The sequence below is a fragment of the Pectobacterium sp. F1-1 genome (assembly GCF_025643735.1).
Lineage (GTDB): Bacteria > Pseudomonadota > Gammaproteobacteria > Enterobacterales > Enterobacteriaceae > Pectobacterium > Pectobacterium colocasium.
Window position 1 is genome coordinate 4,386,936 of sequence record NZ_CP104733.1, and the last position, 19,603, is coordinate 4,406,538.

General features: G+C 53.1%; 16 protein-coding genes and 1 pseudogene. 7 read left to right on the forward strand and 10 right to left on the reverse strand.

The features are described from left to right. Positions 1 to 32: 32 nt before the first annotated feature. From glgA to glgB, 4 genes are read right to left on the reverse strand one after another with little or no spacing between them, the layout of a single operon-like run. A complete protein-coding gene (gene glgA / locus NAL19_RS19705) occupies positions 33 to 1,472 on the reverse strand; it encodes a glycogen synthase GlgA (RefSeq protein ID WP_263058215.1) in 1,440 nt (479 codons plus the stop codon). 28 nt (positions 1,473 to 1,500) lie between these two features. Further along, a complete protein-coding gene (gene glgC / locus NAL19_RS19710) occupies positions 1,501 to 2,778 on the reverse strand; it encodes a glucose-1-phosphate adenylyltransferase (RefSeq protein ID WP_263058216.1) in 1,278 nt (425 codons plus the stop codon). A gap of 35 nt (positions 2,779 to 2,813) precedes the next feature. After that, positions 2,814 to 4,790, reverse strand: coding sequence for a glycogen debranching protein GlgX (gene glgX / locus NAL19_RS19715; RefSeq protein ID WP_263058217.1), 1,977 nt, complete (start codon positions 4,788 to 4,790; stop codon positions 2,814 to 2,816). Beyond that, positions 4,791 to 6,968, reverse strand: a complete 2,178-nt coding sequence (gene glgB / locus NAL19_RS19720) for a 1,4-alpha-glucan branching enzyme (protein ID WP_225086065.1) — start codon at positions 6,966 to 6,968, stop codon at positions 4,791 to 4,793. Between the two features lie 385 nt (positions 6,969 to 7,353). Between glgB and NAL19_RS19725 the strand changes: the two are divergent. Further along, positions 7,354 to 9,074 (forward strand): annotated as a pseudogene (locus tag NAL19_RS19725) (LytS/YhcK type 5TM receptor domain-containing protein). A gap of 290 nt (positions 9,075 to 9,364) precedes the next feature. On the opposite strand, the gene NAL19_RS19730 reads toward NAL19_RS19725, so the two are convergent. Continuing rightward, positions 9,365 to 9,868: a GNAT family N-acetyltransferase gene (locus tag NAL19_RS19730; protein WP_263058218.1), complete on the reverse strand. Its 504-nt coding sequence runs from the start codon at positions 9,866 to 9,868 to the stop codon at positions 9,365 to 9,367. A 91-nt stretch (positions 9,869 to 9,959) separates the two neighbouring features. Beyond that, positions 9,960 to 11,063 (reverse strand): aspartate-semialdehyde dehydrogenase, encoded by a 1,104-nt coding sequence (gene asd / locus NAL19_RS19735; protein WP_180743315.1) that lies wholly within the window; start codon positions 11,061 to 11,063, stop codon positions 9,960 to 9,962. 297 nt (positions 11,064 to 11,360) lie between these two features. On the opposite strand from asd, the gene NAL19_RS19740 reads away from it, so the two are divergent. Next, complete coding sequence (locus NAL19_RS19740) at positions 11,361 to 11,954, forward strand: YhgN family NAAT transporter (protein ID WP_263058219.1); 594 nt, start codon at positions 11,361 to 11,363, stop codon at positions 11,952 to 11,954. Positions 11,955 to 12,300: 346 nt separating this feature from the next. Here the strand turns inward: NAL19_RS19740 and NAL19_RS19745 are convergent, their stop codons facing one another. Continuing rightward, positions 12,301 to 13,677 (reverse strand): GntP family permease, encoded by a 1,377-nt coding sequence (locus NAL19_RS19745; protein ID WP_225086069.1) that lies wholly within the window; start codon positions 13,675 to 13,677, stop codon positions 12,301 to 12,303. A 158-nt stretch (positions 13,678 to 13,835) separates the two neighbouring features. Between NAL19_RS19745 and NAL19_RS19750 the strand changes: the two genes are divergently transcribed. After that, positions 13,836 to 14,348, forward strand: a complete 513-nt coding sequence (locus NAL19_RS19750; RefSeq protein WP_263058220.1) for a gluconokinase — start codon at positions 13,836 to 13,838, stop codon at positions 14,346 to 14,348. Between the two features lie 9 nt (positions 14,349 to 14,357). Here the strand turns inward: NAL19_RS19750 and gntR are convergent, their stop codons facing one another. The 3 genes from gntR to NAL19_RS19765 form a co-directional block, all read right to left on the reverse strand. Continuing rightward, the gene (gene gntR / locus NAL19_RS19755) at positions 14,358 to 15,353 is read right to left on the reverse strand and encodes a gluconate operon transcriptional repressor GntR (RefSeq protein ID WP_225086071.1); all 996 of its coding nucleotides are present in this window, start codon (positions 15,351 to 15,353) and stop codon (positions 14,358 to 14,360) included. Positions 15,354 to 15,708: 355 nt separating this feature from the next. After that, positions 15,709 to 16,404: a pirin family protein gene (locus NAL19_RS19760; protein ID WP_263058221.1), complete on the reverse strand. Its 696-nt coding sequence runs from the start codon at positions 16,402 to 16,404 to the stop codon at positions 15,709 to 15,711. 155 nt (positions 16,405 to 16,559) lie between these two features. Next, positions 16,560 to 18,227 carry an alginate lyase family protein gene (locus NAL19_RS19765; RefSeq protein ID WP_263058222.1) on the reverse strand — a complete coding sequence of 556 codons (1,668 nt, stop codon included), beginning with the start codon at positions 18,225 to 18,227 and terminating at the stop codon, positions 16,560 to 16,562. A gap of 137 nt (positions 18,228 to 18,364) precedes the next feature. Here NAL19_RS19765 and NAL19_RS21890 point away from each other — a divergent pair, with 137 nt between their 5' ends. From NAL19_RS21890 to NAL19_RS19775, 4 genes are all read left to right on the forward strand, one after another. Further along, positions 18,365 to 18,637 (forward strand): IS1-like element transposase, encoded by a 273-nt coding sequence (locus NAL19_RS21890; protein WP_411561408.1) that lies wholly within the window; start codon positions 18,365 to 18,367, stop codon positions 18,635 to 18,637. Between the two features lie 35 nt (positions 18,638 to 18,672). Beyond that, positions 18,673 to 18,864, forward strand: a complete 192-nt coding sequence (locus tag NAL19_RS21895; RefSeq protein ID WP_411561428.1) for an IS1 family transposase — start codon at positions 18,673 to 18,675, stop codon at positions 18,862 to 18,864. A gap of 40 nt (positions 18,865 to 18,904) precedes the next feature. Continuing rightward, positions 18,905 to 19,063, forward strand: coding sequence for an IS1 family transposase (locus NAL19_RS21900; protein WP_411561429.1), 159 nt, complete (start codon positions 18,905 to 18,907; stop codon positions 19,061 to 19,063). A 135-nt stretch (positions 19,064 to 19,198) separates the two neighbouring features. After that, complete coding sequence (locus NAL19_RS19775; RefSeq protein ID WP_263058223.1) at positions 19,199 to 19,366, forward strand: hypothetical protein; 168 nt, start codon at positions 19,199 to 19,201, stop codon at positions 19,364 to 19,366. The last annotated feature ends 237 nt before the right edge of the window (positions 19,367 to 19,603 follow it).

Below are 19,603 nucleotides of genomic sequence, written 5' to 3' on the forward strand. Positions count from 1 at the left end.
AGATTGCACGCGGATGACGCGCAGCAGGAAAACTAGTGGGTATACAAGCGTTGATAGAGCGCACCATAAGCCTGAGCAGAAACCTGCCAACCAAAGTCCATCGCCATCGCCTGACGCTGCACATAGCGCCATAACGTGGGTCGGGACCACAACACAAACACACGACGAATCGCGCGGGATAGCGATCCCACACTGCAATCGTTAAAGACGAACCCGCTTGCCAGCCCATCAGCCAGATTCTCCAGCGAACAGTCCGATACCGTATCCGCCAGCCCGCCGGTTCGGCGCACCAGCGGCAACGTGCCATATTTCAGGCCGTAGAGCTGCGTTAACCCGCAAGGCTCAAATCGGCTCGGCACCATGATGACATCCGCGCCGCCAATAATGCGGTGTGAGAAGGCTTCGTGATAGCCAATCTGTACCCCAACCTGACCGTGATATTCGGCCGCCGCCGCCAGAAAGCCTTCCTGCAAATCCGCATCTCCTGCGCCCAGCACCACCAACTGCCCGCCCTGCTCCAGCAGATCGGGTATCGCGCTTAGGGCGATATCGAGCCCTTTCTGGCTGGTCAGACGGCTGACGATGGCAAAAACTGGTGCCTTGTCGTCAACCTTCAGACCCATTGCCGTTTGCAGATGGCGCTTGTTTTCCGCTTTATTCGCCAACGCATCACGGCTGTAATGGTTCGTCAGTAAAGGATCGTGCGCCGGATTCCAAATCATGTCGTCTACGCCATTGAGGATGCCGGACAGGCGTCCTTCCTCTTCACGCGCCTTCAGCAAGCCTTCCATACCGTAACCATACGCTGGCAGCGTAATCTCATGCGCGTAGGTCGGGCTCACGGTCGTAATATGGTCAGCGTAGAACAGCCCCGCCTTGAGGTAGGAAATCTGGCCATGAAATTCCAGACCGTACACCTGAAAGAAATCGCTCGGCAACTGAATACCCGGCATATGCCGGGCATCGAATAGCCCCTGATAGGCCAGATTATGAACGGTAAAGACCGACTTCGCCGGACGGTTACGCGCGGCCAGATAGGCGCAGGTCAGCCCTGCGTGCCAGTCATGGGCATGCACGATATCAGGCCGCCAATAGTGATCCAGACCGCACGCCATTTCGCATCCCATCCACCCCAACAACGCGAATCGCAGATAATTATCAGCATAAGCGTAAAGCGCAGGGTCGTGATAAGGGCTGCCCGCACGCTCATACAGCTCGGGCACATCAATCAAATAAATACCGACGCCGTTAAAATGACCGAATAGCAGCGTGACGTGCCCGGCGAAGGTATCCAACTCCCGTACAACCTGTATGTTGGCGATGCCTTTTTTCAGATCGGGGAAGGCGGGCAGGATGACGCGGACATCCATTCCCGCCGCAATCTGCGCGCCGGGCAACGCACCAGCCACATCCGCCAGTCCACCGGTTTTCAGCAGTGGAAAAAGCTCTGAACAAACATGTAAGACCCGCATTATTACTCCCGTTTTGTTCCGATGGTGTTTACAGCTTTTCCAACATCGATCGCGTGACCAGCACGATCCCCTCTTCCGAGCGGTAAAAACGGCGGCTATCCTCTTCCGCGTTCTCACCAATCACCATGCCTTCCGGCAAGTGGCAGGCGCGATCAATCACGCAACGGCGTAAACGACAGGATCGTCCTACGTTGACATCCGGCAAAATTACCGTCGAATCGATACTGCAAAATGAATTGACCCGCACGCGTGGGAACAGCACGGAATGCGTGACAACAGAACCGGAGACGATGCAGCCCCCGGATACCAGCGAGTTCATCGTCATGCCATGGCTGCCGGAACGGTCCTGAACAAATTTGGCTGGCGGCAGCGATTCAATCGCGGAACGAATCGGCCAGTGCCGATCGTACACATCCAGCTCCGGCGTGACCGACGCCAGATCGAGATTGGCGCGCCAGTAGGCTTCCAGCGTGCCGACATCCCGCCAATACTGGTTTTCATCTTCACCTGACGTGACGCACGACAGGGTAAACGGATGCGCCCAGGCCAAACGCTGCGAGACGATCTTCGGGATCAGATCCTGTCCAAAATCGTGGTTAGAGTCCGGCGCATTACGATCCGCTTCCAGTAATTGATAAAGATAGTCCGCATTAAAAACATAGATCCCCATGCTCGCGAGCGCCATGTCGGGGTTATCTGGCATCGGCGTCGGGTTATCCGGCTTTTCGGCAAAATCGAGGATACGGTGCTGTTTGTCCACGCTCATGACGCCAAAAGCATTGGCTTCTTCCAGCGGCACGGGCAGGCAAGCGACGGTACATTCCGCGCCCTTCTCTACGTGATCGATGAGCATACGCGAGTAGTCCATCTTGTAGATGTGATCGCCCGCGAGGATCACAACATACTCCGCACGGTAGCGCCGAATGATGTCGAGATTCTGACAAACCGCATCCGCGGTTCCCCGATACCAGTGATCGGTGGCGTTACGCTGCTGCGCGGGAAGCAAATCGACAAATTCGTTCATCTCTGCATTCAGAAATGACCAGCCGCGCTGAATATGCTGCACCAGCGTATGCGACTGATATTGCGTAATCACGCCAATACGGCGGATACCGGAATTCAGGCAGTTAGAGAGCGCGAAATCAATAATGCGAAATTTGCCGCCAAAGTGGACGGCAGGCTTGGCACGCAGCGCCGTCAGCCCTTTTAGTCGCGTTCCACGGCCTCCGGCCAGAATTAATGCCACGGATTTCAGAGGGAGCTGTCTTGCTAACATCAGAGGGTCATGCTTATCGTTATTCACCATGGCTATCTCCTGATTATTCTTTTAATGGCTTGCGCTTAGGCGATCTGCTTTATCAAGACGCATACGGCCTGCGCTTGTCCTTGCCACATTCCGCCCTCGGGCGGGTTCGTCTCATCAAACGGCGGTGAAACCTGCCAGTGGCCTTCTGGCAAAACGAACGCCCCGGCATGCAGGCTGGCGTTAAACACCACAAGCCAGCGACCAGACAGTAAGACCTGTAACTGATGTTCCCCGTGCTCCCACTGCGGCGGCGTCAACGGCTGACCTTCTCTGTTCAACCACTGCACTGCACCGTCCCCTTCTTGCCACCACGTCTCCTGCTGTAATGCAGGGATCGCGCGACGCAGTTGGATCAATCCGGCGACAAACTCGCGCAGTTCGCGGTTCGCGTTTTCCCAGTGCAGCCAGGTCAGTTCGTTATCCTGACAGTAGGCATTGTTGTTGCCCTGCTGGCTGTGCCCCAGCTCATCGCCCGCCAGCAGCATGGGCGTTCCCTGTGACAAAATCAGCGTCGTCAGCAGCGCCTTCTGGCTGGCCAGCCGCCGCTGGAGGATGTCGTCATCCGCCTCCAGCCCTTCCGTACCGTGGTTATTGCTGAAATTGCTGTCTGTGCCGTCGCGGTTGCCTTCACCATTGGCGTCGTTGTGCTTGTGGTTGAAGCTCACCAGATCGCGCAGCGTAAAACCGTCATGAGCCGTCAGTTTATTAACGGAGGCGTAAGGCAGGCGGTCATGCTGCTGGAAGATGTCGCTGGAGGCGGCAAAGCGGCGGGCAAATGCGCCGAGAGAAATATCACCATGCAGCCAAAAGCGGCGCATGTCGTCACGGTAGCGGTCACTCCACTCGGCAAACGGTGTCGGGAACTGACCGAGCTGATAACCGCCATACCCGATGTCCCACGGTTCGGCAATCAGCTTGCAGCCCTGCAAGCGGCTATCCTGTTTCATGGCGGACAGCAGCGGCGCGGCGGCGGTGAAATCCGGGGTGCGCCCCAGCACTGTTGCCAGATCGAAGCGGAAACCGTCAACGTGGCACACCTCGCGCCAGAAGCGCAGGCAGTCCATCACCCAATCAATGACCGCCGGATGGTTCAGGCGCAGCACATTGCCGCAGCCTGTCCAGTTATGGTATTCACCGTTTTCATTCAGCCAGTAATAGCTGCGGTTATCGATACCGCGCTGGCACAGCGTGGGGCCTTCAACGTCCAGTTCAGCGCTATGGTTGAACACCACATCCAGAATGACCTCAATACCCGCGTGATGCAGCGCTTTCACCGCATCCCGAAATTCATTCAGCGCATCGTCACCCGCAGCCAGACTGTTATCTACGGCGAAGGGCAGCAGCACGTTATAGCCCCAGTAGTTACGCAGCCCCAGTTGCTGAAGCCGGGGTTCATCAGCATGTTGCTGTACCGGGAGTAACTCCAGCGCGGTAATGCCGAGTGACGTCAGATAATCAATCATCACCGGATGACCCAATGCGGCATAGCTACCGCGAATGTCTTCGGGAATATCAGGGTGCAACTGCGTCAGCCCGCGAACGTGCGCCTCATAGATCACCGTCTGATTCGAGGGCGTTTGCGGATGTTGGTCATCCTGCCAGTCGTAATCCTCAGCCGTGACCACGCACTTCGCCATGATGTCAGCGCTGTCACGTTCATCCCGTTCATCAATCCCGCCTTGCAGACACTCATCATCCACCACCCAGCCATCAAGCTGGCGGGCGCAGGGATCCAACAGCAGCTTATGCGGATTGAAACGCAGCCCCTGAGAAGGTTCGAACGGGCCATCGACCCGGAAACCGTAGCGTAGCCCCGGCTGTGCATCGGGGAGATAGCCATGCCAGATATCGCCGCTGCGTGCCGTCATCTCAATGCGCTGTTCCTGCTGACGTTCATCAAAGACACACAGTTCGACCCGCTCGGCATCCGCCGAAAACAGCGCGAAGTTCACGCCCTGTCCATCAAAACTGGCTCCCAGCGGCGTCGGCTTACCCGTCTGTAATTCCGCCATTCACGCCTCCTTCACCAGATACAGCGTGGCAAGCGGCGGAATGGTCAGCACAAGAGAATGCTGACGCTGATGGCTGCCCCATTCCTCGCTGTAAATCGTTCCGACATTGCCCAGATTGCTGCCGTTGTAATAGCCAGAATCCGTGTTGATCACTTCCCGCCAACCACCGGGTTGGTTAATACCGATGCGGTATCCATAGCGTGGAACTGGCGTGAAATTGCTGACCACCAGCACTTCGTTGCCCTGCTCGTCACGCCGCACAAAGGCAAAGACCGAGTTTTCCCGGTCATCTACCACCAGCCATTCAAAGCCCTGCGGCTGAAAATCCAGCTGATACAACGGCGGCTGTTGGCGATAGCAATGGTTGAGATCGCGTACCAACGTCTGCACGCCCCGGTGCCAGCCTTCCGGCTCATCCAGCAAATGCCAGTCCAGACTGGCGTCGTGGTTCCATTCACGACCTTGCGCAAATTCGCCGCCCATAAACAGCAGCTTCTTGCCGGGATACGCCCACATAAAGCCGTAATAGGCGCGTAAATTGGCAAATTTCTGCCAGGCATCGCCGGGCATGCGATCCAGCAGCGAACGCTTACCGTGCACCACCTCATCGTGAGACAGCGGCAGCACGAAGTTCTCGCTGTAGGCGTACAACATGCCGAATGTCAGCAAATCGTGATGATATTTGCGGTGAACCGGATCGTGCTGCATATAGGCCAGCGTGTCGTGCATCCAGCCCATGTTCCATTTGTAGTGAAATCCTAAACCGTTGCAGTCTGGCGGCAGCGTCACGCCCGGATAATCGGTAGACTCTTCGGCCAGCGTGATCGCCGCGGGTGCCGCATGTCCCAGCATGTGGTTGGTGTAGCGCAGAAACGCGATCGCTTCGAGATTCTCTTTACCGCCGTAATGGTTCGGCACCCATTGTCCTTCGCTACGGCTGTAGTCGCGGTAAATCATGGAAGCCACGGCGTCCACCCGCAGCCCGTCGATGCCATAACGTTCCATCCAGAACAGTGCGTTACCCGCCAGATAGTTACGCACCTCATGGCGGCCATAGTTATAAATCAGCGTGTTCCAGTCCTGATGATAGCCTTCGCGCGGATCGGCATATTCATACAGCGCGGTGCCGTCAAACTGTGCCAGACCGTATTCGTCGCCGGGAAAGTGCCCCGGCACCCAGTCCAGCAGGACGTTAATGCCCGCGTCATGGAGCGCATCAACAAACGCTCTGAACTCCTGCGCAGTGCCGAAACGGCGCGTTGGCGCATAGAGCCCCAGCGGTTGATAACCCCAGCTACCGTCGAACGGATGTTCGTTAATCGGCATCAGCTCCACGTGCGTGAAGCCCATATACTGCACGTAATCAATCAGTTGCTTCGCCAGATCCTGATAGCTCAGCCAGAAATTGTTATCCGTATGCCGCCGCCAGGAACCGAGATGAACTTCATAAATGGAGATCGGTGAACGCAGGCTGTTCGCCTCACGCCGGGCATCGCAGGTCGGGACTTTCTCAGGCAGTGGCGTAATCAGCGATGCGGTATCGGGGCGCATCTGTGCTTCAAACGCATACGGGTCGGCCTTTAACCGGACGTTCCCGTGGCTGTCGATCATTTCATATTTGTAGAGCTGCCCCGCTTTCACATCGGGCAGAAACAGTTCCCAAATGCCGTTTTCTCTACGCAGCCGCATCGGATGGCGTCTACCGTCCCAGAAATTAAACTGCCCCACCACTGAAACGCGTTGTGCATTCGGCGCCCAGACGGCAAAACGCGTCCCTTCTACCCCGTCCAATGTTTCCAGATGGGCGCCTAATCGCTCGTAAGGCCGCAGGTGGGTACCTTCGGCCAACAGCCAAATGTCCATATCCTGCAACAGCGGGCCAAAGCGGTAAGGATCTTCAATCACCCAGGTTTCTTCACGCCAGGTCACGGCCAATTGATAACGGAAGGCATTTTTACGACGCGGCACCAGACCACAAAAAAAACCGCGTTCGTCTATACGTTCCAGCTCGACAATTTTTCGTCCATTGCTGGCATCAACCACCCAGGCTGCCTGCGCATCCGGCAGCAGTGCCCGAACTTCAAGGCCTTTAGAAGAATGATGCATACCTAACAGCGAAAACGGATCGGCGTAATGCCCGGAAATAAGTGAATTAATCGCATCAGAAAACGCTGACATGGTATCCATCCTCTGATTAACCATTTGAATTAAATAAATAAGTAATATAAAAGCGCATTAGGTTGCACTTATATTCTCCCGCTACTTATTTTTAACAAAAAATCAATAAAAATAACGGGTTATTAGCTTGCTAATGAATAACGGCGACGTGTAAAAATAATGAATAGTATGAAAGAGTTCTTGAGCCACGCCCCCTAATTCAGCGTAGTCAAAGAACGGAGAAATATCAGAGAACTGATGAAATTTTTCCGTTTATATTTATATGAATAAGTTATGACACGAGATAATTAGCATCTTTTGTTTAAAGATCGATTCGTCCGCTGGCAAAAAGCAGTACAATTTGGCGGATTATGTATGTTGACCGATGTATGACGAGACCCCGCCCATGGTTAGCCAGGTTGATCTGATTCTTTCCCTGTTACAGCAGATGTGTGTTTATCTGGTTATCGCCTATTTGCTCAGCAAGACACCGCTATTTATCCCGCTGATGCAGGTCACTATCCGTCTGCCGCACAAGCTGGTGTGCTATCTGGTGTTTTCCGTGTTTTGCATTATGGGAACCTATTTCGGCCTGCATATAGACGATTCGATTGCCAATACCCGCGCGACGGGTGCCGTGCTCGGGGGCATGCTGGGCGGCCCTTCCGTTGGTTTTCTCGTTGGGTTAACGGGCGGGTTACACCGCTATTCGATGGGCGGTATGACCGCGCTGGCCTGTATGCTGTCAACGATTGCCGAAGGCCTGCTCGGCGGGCTGTTACACCGCTATCTGGCACGCCGCAATCGTATCGATTTGCTGTTTCAGCCCCTCGTCGTCGGTCTGACCGCACTGGTAGCGGAATGCCTGCAAATGGCGATTATTCTGTTGGTCGCTCGTCCGTTTGATAACGCCGTTGAGCTGGTGAGAGATATCGCGCTACCGATGATGATTACCAATACCGTCGGTTCCGCCATGTTTATGCGCATTCTGCTCGACAGACGCGCCATTTTTGGAAAAAATACACCTCTGCATTTTCCGCCAAAGCGCTGCAAATCGCCGCCCGCGCCGAAGGGGCGCTGCGCCAGGGGTTCAACCCGCAAAACAGTATGCGCGTTGCCCGTATTTTGTATGAAGAACTGGGGGTCGGTGCCGTGGCGATTACCGATCGCGACAAACTGCTGGCCTTCATCGGACTGGGCGATGATCACCACAATGTCGGTGCGCCTATCACCTCATCACACACGCGCCGGGCGATAGACAACAATCAGGTGGTGTATGCCGACGGCAACGAGGTGTCTTATACCTGTTCGGTGTCATCACACTGCAAACTCGGTTCCACGCTGGTGATCCCGCTGCGGGGCGAAGATCAGCGCGTTGTCGGCACGATCAAGCTTTATGAGCCCAAAAATAAGCTATTTTCCAGCATTAACCGCACGCTGGGAGAAGGGATCGCCCACCTGCTTTCTGCACAGATTCTGACAGGCCGTTTTGAGCAGCAAAAACAGCTGCTGGCCCAATCGGAAATCAAGCTGCTGCACGCGCAGGTCAACCCCCATTTTCTGTTCAACGCGCTGAATACATTGTCCGCCGTGATACGACGCGATCCCGCTCATGCCCGCCAGTTGGTGCTGTCTCTATCGACGTTTTTCCGTAAAAACCTCAAGCGCAGCAACGATGAAGTCTCGCTCAATGACGAGCTGGAGCACGTTAACGCTTATCTCGAAATCGAGAAAGCACGCTTTGCCGATCATCTGACGGTAGATATTTCACTACCGGAAGCCCTGCGTGAGGCTCGCTTGCCGGCGTTTTCCCTGCAACCCATCGTCGAAAATGCGATTAAGCACGGTATCTCACAAATGATTGAAAGCGGGCACATCCACATCAGCGGACGCCTGCACGCCAACACGCTGGAGCTGTCAGTGGAAGATAACGCCGGCACCTATCAGCCCCGCAGCGGCGGTGATGGACTAGGCATGAATTTGGTCGACCGCCGGATCAAAGCACGCTACGGCAACCGCTATGGCATCACCGTCGTCAGCGAAGCGGATAAATTCACCCGGGTAGAAGTACGTGTCCCGCTGATTTCACCCCGTCAGGTATTGGAACAGCTGGATAGCGTGGCGTGATGGGTTAGATAAAGGCGTTGCGGGTGGATACGTAAACAACCGTGACGTCAGACTGAATCATCACAATTGTGAAAAACACACATTGCACAGTCGATCACGTACGCTTAAATCCATCATATTGGGGCTTATCCCATAAAAATGAACTTAACACCCAATATTATAGATTTATTTATCATACGACAGAGTTGTAGGGCTAATTTCGCCGATAAACGCGTTACCGTAGCTAGGATCAGGATCTGACAGAGATAAGAACATTGCCTAAAACAATGCTTAATAGAGGGGTACGACTCTTAATCTGACGGTTTTACTAAAGCCGGATGAATCTTTGATTGATACATATCAGGACGAGTAATCGTCCAGACATAGTTTTCTTTGTTAACCGGAGAATATCCTGCTTTTTCATAGAGCCATGGTGCAGTTGATGTCAGTAACATAATACGCCGCAACCGCTTAAGCACTGGGTGGTCAAGGCAGCATTCCATTAACCAGCTTCCCAATTTTTGCTGCTGATATTCTTCCAGTACATAAACATCACAGAGATAACCGAAAGTCGCAAAATCCGTCACTACACGTGCTAACCCAATCTGCTTACTTTCAGTAAATAACCCGAAATTAAGGCTGTTAGCAAGGGATTCCTGAACGGTATCAATATCAATGCCCGTTGCCCAGCTTGAACGCGTCAAATAGCAATGTATGGCATCAATATCCAGTAGATCGTTATTCGTTGTTACAACGAATTTCTGATTTCTCCAGGTCAATACCTGCGGTATCTCCTCTTCACTGTCGGTATTCATTCATTTCTATTTCCGATATAACGTGAATATGAAACTGACGCAACACCAACCGATGCTGCGCCAGAAAAGCAGGAAGACTATAGCAAGATAACTACAGCAGGATGCGCAGCATACGGCGCAGCGGTTCAGCGGCTCCCCACAGCAGCTGATCGCCAACCGTAAAGGCGGACAGGTATTCCGGCCCCATGTTCAGCTTACGCAGACGACCCACTGGCGTAGAGAGCGTGCCCGTTACCGCAGCAGGCGTCAGTTCACGCATGGTGATGTCACGATCGTTCGGCACCACTTTCACCCAGTCGTTGTGCGTGGCCAGCAGCTGTTCGATTTCCGGCAGCGCCACGTCTTTCTTCAGTTTGATGGTGAATGCCTGGCTGTGGCAGCGCAGTGCGCCGACGCGCACGCAGAGACCATCGACAGGAATGACGCTACTGGTGCCCAGAATTTTGTTGGTTTCCGCCTGACCTTTCCACTCTTCGCGGCTCTGGCCGTTATCCAGTTGTTTGTCGATCCACGGAATCAGGCTGCCCGCCAATGGCACACCGAAATTATCGGTTGGCAGCGAACCGCTACGGGTCAGCGCGGTGACTTTACGCTCGATATCCAGAATCGCAGACGCCGGGTCCTGTAGCTCTTTCGCCACTTCACCGTGCAGCGCGCCCATCTGGGTCAGCAGCTCACGCATGTGACGCGCACCACCGCCAGAAGCAGCCTGATACGTCGCGGCAGAAACCCACTCCACCAGATTGTTGGCAAACAGGCCGCCCAACGACATCAGCATCAGGCTGACAGTACAGTTACCGCCAGCAAAGGTTTTGATGCCTTTATCCAGCCCCTGCTGAATCACCCCGTGGTTAACCGGATCCAGAATAATAATCGCGTCATCTTTCATACGCAGCGAGGATGCGGCATCGATCCAATAGCCCTGCCAGCCACTTTCACGCAGCTTCGGGTAGACTTCATTGGTATAATCGCCGCCCTGACAGGTAATGATGATGTCCAGCGCGCGCAGAGCTTCGATATTATAAGCATCCTGCAACACGCCTTGATGACCGCCCAACGCCGGAGCAGGTTCGCCGTGCTGAGAAGTCGAGAAGAATACCGGGTGAATCACATCAAAGTCGCGTTCTTCCACCATGCGCTGCATGAGAACCGAGCCGACCATACCGCGCCAGCCAATAAAACCAACATTTTTCATGGTAACTGTCCTGCTTTGGGGGTAACAAAAAGAATTGTGGCTAACGTCGATAGCGCCTGGTTATTGCTGACTCAGTGATCTGCCGCAGAGGGTGCGCGTGTCGTGTCGTAAACCCGTAAATAATTGTGTCATTCAGCCTTACAAAATGTACATCAAGTCGCAAGTGAATTTATTCGATAGTACGGCATTTTTCAGCAGTCATTCTAATATCATCGACCTGGCACAGGATAATCACGTTGACCCGCCCGTGAAGATGGCCCAGGTCAGGAAACAAGGTTTCGGGAGTAAAAAACCAACATGACAGAAATGATCTCCGCAACGGTGCTGCTGTTGCTCATTATGGATCCACTCGGCAACCTGCCGATTTTTATGTCCGTCCTCAAGCATCTCGACCCCAAACGCCGACGCGTGGTGCTGATCCGTGAAATGCTGATCGCGCTCGGACTGATGCTGATTTTCCTGTTCGCGGGTGAACGTATTCTGGCGTTCCTGAATCTGCGTACCGAAACCGTGTCCATTTCCGGCGGAATCGTGCTGTTCCTTATCGCGATTCGTATGATTTTCCCTTCGCAGGAAGGCAACAGCAGTGGTCTGCCAGCCGGTGAAGAGCCGTTTCTGGTGCCCATGGCGATTCCACTGGTGGCGGGGCCGTCGATCCTGGCAGCACTGATGCTACTTTCCCACCAGTACCCTAATCAGCTCCCCCACCTGACGTTGGCGCTGTTTATCGCCTGGAGTATCTCTTTCATTATCCTGCTGATGTCCAATGTGTTCTTGCGTTTGCTGGGTGAGAAAGGCGTGAGCGCGCTGGAGAAATTGATGGGATTGATTCTGGTGATGCTATCGACGCAGATGTTCCTCGACGGCGTGCGTGCTTATATGAAGTTATAGCCGCATCGTAGCTTCCCTGTGTCTTAGTCACATTTTTTATGCCAACTAAGAGACGGTTTCGTGCGCGAGAACGCCGTAATTTCCATACTACTCCGTAGCACGCGCCCGACGCAGGGCGCTCAGTCGCCGCCGCCCTGCGAACCCATGCTTCCGGCTAAATCATGCCGCTACGCGGTGCCATCGGCGTTCATGATCACCCTTCGAGCCACCAGTGAGGCGTTCCCGACGCCGCACTGGCTTTCGCGGCATCCATGCCGCTCACTCGGTGCTCATGATCACCGCTGCATAATTTTTACGCCGGATTAATGTCAAAACCTTCCCTTGTAAGAGGGAGGGGTTAAACACATCAGAGCAAGATACTGCCTATCACCGCTATCAGGAACGCGATGGTGCCGAGCAGCGTTTCCATCACCGTCCAGGTTTTCAACGTCGTTTTCTCATCCATTTCGAGGAAACGACCAACCAGCCAGAAGCCTGAATCGTTCACATGCGACAGCACGGTCGCACCACCAGCAATTGCCACCACGATAAAGCAGAGATCGAACTGGCTGAGGCCGGGAGTCGCTGCCACCGCAGGTGCCATCAGCGCCGCCGTCGTCGTCAGCGCCACCGTTGCAGAACCCTGTGCCACACGCAGAGCAGCAGACACCACAAACGCCGCCACAATCACCGGCATACCAGTATCCGCCAGCGCACCCGACAGCGCGTCACCAATACCACTGGAACGCAGAACGCCACCGAACATGCCACCCGCACCAGTTACCAGAATAATCGAACACACCGGACCCAGCGCACCTTCACAGATTTTCTCAAGGTGTCTACGGCTATGCTGACCGCTAAACATAATCATGGCGAACAAGACCGTAATCAGCAGAGCAATCGGCGTTTTCCCCAACATACGCAGGAACTGCACCAGACCGCTATCGCCACTGATGACACCCATCACCGTCAGAGTATTCAGCCCGGTATCGAGGAAGATCAGGATCAGCGGCAGCAACAGCACCCACATCACCACGCCAAACGCCGGCGGCGTATGCTTCTCATCCGCTTTGACTTCAGTCAGGAAAGTCGACGGCAGCGGCAAATGGAATTTCTTACCAGCCCACAGACCAAACAAATAACCGCCCAGATACCAGGTCGGGTAAGCAATCACAGCGCCGACCAGCACCAGCAGGCCAATATTGGCACCCAGCAGCTCACTGGCCGCAACCGGACCGGGATGCGGCGGCAGCAAGGCGTGCATCACGGCAAATGCGCCCGCAGCAGGGAACGCGTAGGTCAGCGTTGAACCGCCAAACCTTTTCGCCACGCTGAAAATAATCGGCAACATCACGATCAGCCCGGCATCGAAAAAGATCGGGAAGCCGAACAGCAGAGAGGCAAGCCCCAGCGCGAAAGGCGCACGTTTCTCACCAAATTTATTGATTAGCGTATCCGCCAGCACATTTGCGCCGCCAGTCACTTCCAGCAGGCGGCCAATCATTGCCCCCAGACCAACCAGCAGAGCAACGGAGGCCAACGTGCTGCCGAAACCGCTGAGCAGCGTAGGTACAAGTTTCTCAAAAGGGGTTTTCGTCGCCAGCGCCGTGATTAGGCTCACCAGCGTCAGCGCCAAAAACGCGTGAACGCGGAAGCGCATAATCAGCACCAGTAGCAGTGCGACTGCACCAGCGGCAATGGTTAATAACACACTGGCGCTATAAGCGGAGGTGATTTCTGTCATCGTTAATAATCTCTTTAGGGCACTCGGTCTGGGTTAGCTGATTGTTTGTGAGGTGTATCACATCATCATTTGATACCGGTAACATGATACGGGTAACATGTTAAAGTGTGGAACCATTAAGCATCATTTAATTTACATTTTGAGATAGAGATCAAATTATGTCAGGTCGAAGCATTATTCTGATGGGCGTATCAGGCAGTGGAAAATCCTCAGTTGGCGCTAAACTTGGCCGCGCCATTCAGGCAAAATTTATTGACGGCGACGATCTGCATCCGCGCGCAAATATCCAGAAGATGGCCAGCGGTACGCCGTTGAATGACGACGACCGCGCACCGTGGCTGGAGCGACTCAGCGATGTCGCCTACAGCCTGGCGCACAAAAACGAGACCGGCATCATCGTCTGTTCCGCGCTGAAAAAGCGTTACCGTGACCGCCTGCGCGCAGGGAACGAAAAGATGGTGTTTATCTATTTGAAAGGCAGCTTTGAGCTGGTTCTTGAGCGCCACAAAGCCAGAGCGGGCCACTTCATGCCGACGGAGCTGCTGAAAAGCCAGTTCGATGCGCTGGAAGAACCAGGCAGCGATGAACCGGATGTCCTAAAGGTCGATATTGATGGCAGCCGCGAAGACGTCGTACAGCGCTGCGTTGAGGCACTGCGCGCGGCTGGCTAACGCAGCCGCTTAAAGGCTTTCGCCGTCCAGCACGGTAAAACCGACATCGACCATCCCCTGCGCCACTGGCTCACCCCGCAGACGAGCCAGCAAACGCTCGGTGCCGATGCGCCCCATGTGCTCACGCGGCGTCAATACGCTAGCCAACTTCGGCACCATCGCCTGGCCGATGTCGTGCCCGTGAAAACCCGCTACGCCGATATCTTCCGGCACGCGCAATCCCTGGCGTTGGCATTCAAACATCGCACCAACGGCTAAATCGTCATTGGTACAAAATACGCTGTCGACCTGCGGGTATTCCGCCTGCGTCTGCCGCAGCAGTTCACCACCGAGCGAATAGGAAGAGGCTCGCTCGCTCATCACGCAATAGCTCTTGAGCCCGCTTTCCCACATCGCTTGTTCATAGCCTCGACAGCGCATGATCGTACGCTCATCCTGCCGCGCGCCGAGATAAACGATATGGCTGTGCCCCAGCGCGACCATACGCAGCGTCATCTGGCGGGCGGCTTCAACATTATCGAACCCGACGGCCATATCCAGACAGGGCGAGACGGAATCCATCAGCTCAACGACCGGAATGCCAGCCACGTCCAGCATCTGGCGCGTTCGCGGCGTATGGGTACGTTCAGCCAAAATCAGCCCGTCGATGTGATACGACAGCAATGAGGTCAGACGCTGTTCTTCTCTGTCAGGATGATAGCCATAGTGCGCCAGCATGGTCTGGTAGCCGTGCGCTTCCGCCGTGCGTTCAATCCCGCGCAATACCTCGGCGAAAACCTGATTGGTCAATGACGGCAGCAGCACGCCAATCGCCCGGCTGGTGGAGCTGGCGAGCATATTCGGCGCGAGATTGGGGATATAGCCCAGCTCATCCAATGCAATAGCGATCTTTTCCTGCAACGCGGCGGACACCTGAGCGGGATTACGCAAATAACGGCTTACCGTCATTTTGGTAATCCCAACGCGGTCCGCAACGTCCTGGAGAACGGGTCTTTTCTTCTTCATCGTCGACTAAAAATGCCTGAAAAACAGTAATCTAAGTCTAGCAAAAAAAACATGAAGAAAGTAAAGGCAAAGGGGCAGAATCTGCATGATAACGTGAGGCTTTTAAGAAAGTAAAAAGCCCGCGTCTTTCCTACGCGGGCTTCAGACCGTTGACAAACCTATTTGCCGAATGAAAACGGGAGTAACGGAATAGAAGAGTAAAGCGTTTGCGCCAGGGATGGCGCAAGCCGAGCGTACAGGGATGTATTCACAGCGTCTTTACGATCTATCCGTTACTCCCGCTCTATGGACTTTGTCAGCAACCTCAAGCCCGCGTCTTTCCTACGCAGGCTTTTCCGTTATGACTTAGCCATCCTTATACCGGCGGCAAATCAAACAGCAGGATTTCGCTGTCCTCACTGGCGTGGACGGAGATCGCCGTTTCGTCCCAGACAGCAAACGCATCGCTGGTTTCCGCTTTCTGGCCGTTAATCTCTACCGTACCGCGCACCACCTGCACCCAGACGCGGCGTTCAGCCTGAATCTGATACACCGATTGCTCCTGCGCCTTCAGCGCCCAGCGCCACAGCGTCATGTCCTGAAAGACTTTCAGCGAGCCTTCACGCGCATCCGGGGACAGTACCAGTTGGCGCCCTTGCTGCACATCAAAGCGCTTCTGCTCGTAGCGCGGCGTCAGCCCGGTTTTTTCCGGGATAATCCAGATTTGATACAGATGCAGCGGTTCGTCCTTGCTAGCATTGTATTCCGAGTGACGAATACCCGTGCCCGCACTCATAATCTGGAATTCACCCGCTGGCACCTGCTCTTTATTTCCCATGCTGTCCTGATGCTCAACGGCACCGGATAAAACATAGGTCAGAATTTCCATATCTTTATGCGGATGTGTGCCAAAACCCTGACCGCCTTCGATAACGTCTTCATTAATGACGCGCAGTGCCGAAAATCCCATGAAATCAGGATCGTAATAATCGGCAAATGAAAACGTGTGCCAGCTGTCGAGCCAGCCGTGATTCGCATGCCCGCGATCTTGCGCTTGACGTAAATAGATCATGTTATTTCCTCCCGCGTTTTTGATAAGGAAAGTGTAACGGGCGGTGGCAAATAAGATAGCGCAAAAAACTCACCGCTCTGTTCGAAAAATCAGAACGGGATGTTGCCTTGAGGAATGACGGAACCAGAGGTTAACTCTGGTTCCATGTTCGGCGATTACTTAACGACACCTAACGCTATCGGGTCGGGATATAACATCACCCACAGACCATTATCATTATTAACGCCTGTTCCGGTCGCTGAAATTTGATAGGTGTCAGGATCCATAATGATGAAACGCTTATTCGACACCGCGAATAACGTTCCATTACCGTTTCCGGAGTCGGTATAAATAAAAGATTCGCTGTCGGTCACCTTGTTGGCAGACGCCACTAAATGCCCGTCAGCGGTGGCAGAAATATATTTCCCCGTCTGTATTGAGCGAAAAGCGAATCTATTTTGATTAAGGTAAACCACCTGAATGCCACTGGTTACAGAGGGATTTACGCCATTAACGATAATGGGCGTTGATTCGCCAGTAACCGTAGCCAGCGTCCCGGTATTATCCTGATTTCTCGATTTGCTGACCGATTGCAAAACAATAGACATCGAGCCTGAGACAGAAGCCCCCGTGGCATTAATCAGTCCTTCATACGAGGGATGATCAAAATAGAATTTACCTATCGGCATACGGCTGATGACGTCTTTCGTGTAAGGCAGCTTGGTTTCAGACACACCAGCGGCGGTGAATAAGCTGAAAATCCCCCGATATATTGGCCTGAATTCTCCGCGAAAACGTGGAGATATCGTTAAGCCTGGTGTCCATGAGTTTCCCTTTCCCATATCCGCCAGCGTATAGCCTTTACCAGGAATCGGCGTATAGGGCACCGTATATCCCAGATTATATTTCGCGGTGTATTCCGCCGCCTTAACAAGCGGATAGCTATTATTCGGGTAGCTCACCATATCTGCACCGCTTGTATGATACTGGCGCTGGTTATAGCCAATCTGCGCCGCCATCACTAATAAGCCTAATCCCCCTTGTGCATGCGCCTGATCGCGGCCACTTTCCTGTAATTGGCCATTTTCATTTTGTACATAATGGATAACCGAGCCATTACCCTCGCCCTGCTTAAAGTAATTAACTGCGTCGTTATATATTTCGGCATCGTTCAGCCATACGCCTAAGCTCAGGTTAAATACCGTGTCGGCCGCGTCCCAATTGCCATTGGCCCAGCCGCCATTTACCTGACCATACGTACGGGTTAATGGGTAAAATACGCTGGTCATCATTTTACTAAACTGCGCAATATCAGCCGACGACCAACCGCTGTCGGTGTAGCGCAGAATTTCAGCCGCATTAAGCAATTTATAACCATACAGGCTGGCGGCAAGCTGTGCGTCGTTACCCTTAATTGCCGTCAACGTCGTTGACCAGCCGTTAAGAATTTTTATCGCCGCACTAGAATAAGCGGGATTCTTTGTTATCGCCCATTCAACTGCGAGGGACAAGGCGGCTGAAGCACTATTCTGTAACTCGCCATTTCCCACATTGCCATTCGTCGGATCGTTCCGGTATACCACCGCTTTTGGCGTGACCAAATACGTGGAGCTTGCCAAATAGTGAGATTGCAGCAGTTGCCAATCCGTATACCAGGGGTCTTGTTTACTATCGACTCCCGCCTTCATCCGTTCCAGATCGGTTTGTGTATAAAGCATACCCGGGTGCAGGAAGGCCTTATCGTTACTTGCCGCATGGCTTACTTTTAGGCCACACAGAAATAGACTCAACAACATCATTATTAAGAAAAATGTATTTTTTTTCCCACTCCATAAGCTATCCATAAACCCTTTCCTTTTCGTCGATTGAGAGCAGATTACAGAAATCACGGAACAATCGTGATAACGATTCTATAATCAGATTTTGGGTGGTGCCTCTAATTAGTTGAATTGATATATAATGACCGCTTTGAGGTTTGCTCATGGCCAGCGTTAATGTTCATTGTCCTCGCTGTCAGTCTGTTCAGGTTTACCGTCATGGACAGAACCCTAAAGGTCGTGACCGGTTTCGCTGTCGTGACTGTCACCGCGTGTTTCTGCTCACCTATACCTATGAAGCGCGTAAGCCCGGTGTCAAAAAACAAATTACCGAAATGGCATTCAACGGCGCCGGCGTTCGTGATACAGCCAGAACACTGAAAATCGGTATTAACACCGTCATTCGCACGTTAAAAAACTCGCGCCGAAGCGAATAACTTCCTCTCCGGTCGCTCATGCCGATGTAGCACTTATCTGTGAGCTTGATGAGCAATGGAGCTTTGTCGGCAATAAAGCCCGGCAGCATTGGCTCTGGTATGCATACAACACCAAAACAGGTGGCGTTCTGGCTTACACGTTTGGACCGCGCACGGATAACACCTGCCGTGAACTTCTGGCTCTGCTGACGCCGTTTAACATCGGTATGATAAATAACCAGCGATGACTGGGGCAGTTATGCCAGAGAACTCCCGAAAGATAAGCATCTGACAGGAAAAATCTTCACTCAGCGTATTGAGCGTAACAACCTGACACTGAGGACACGTATTAAACGTCTGGCCCGTAAAACAATCTGCTTCTCGCGTTCGATAGAATTGCATGAAAAAGTCATCGGGGCATTCATTGAAAAACACATGTTCTACTAATTGGACGCATTACCCTTTTTTAGACACTAGACACTATGAATTTATTGAACACTAGTGACTATCTGCTCTATGGCGAAAAAATAAAACACTGTTTTTACTTTGTTGTGATCGTCTTCGCATCCCGAATACTGTTGGATGGCACTGGATCTCAGGCAGGCAATCTCCAGCACAACGTCTCAATTAACCAGCGGTGAATGGCTTATGGCAGTGGAAAAAGAAGGAGACTTACAGAAGAGCTTAAACGGCATTGTCAGGCGCGTTCGACAGGCAAAAAAAAAGCCAGCACCCGAGCTGGCTAAATAATACTGGAAGCAATGTGAGCAATGTCGTGCCTTCACAGGGAAGCCGAATCGTCATGAACACCATCGGTAGTTAACACAGGTACATGACATCGTTCCCCGGAACGCACAGCAATAATAATCATTATCATTCGCACCTGTAAAGTTATTTTTGCGATAAATTCTTATTCTCAATAAGAACCGAAGGATTACTTGCAGGGGACCTTCAAGCCTTACTTTCCACCCTCATCCAATGAGTTCA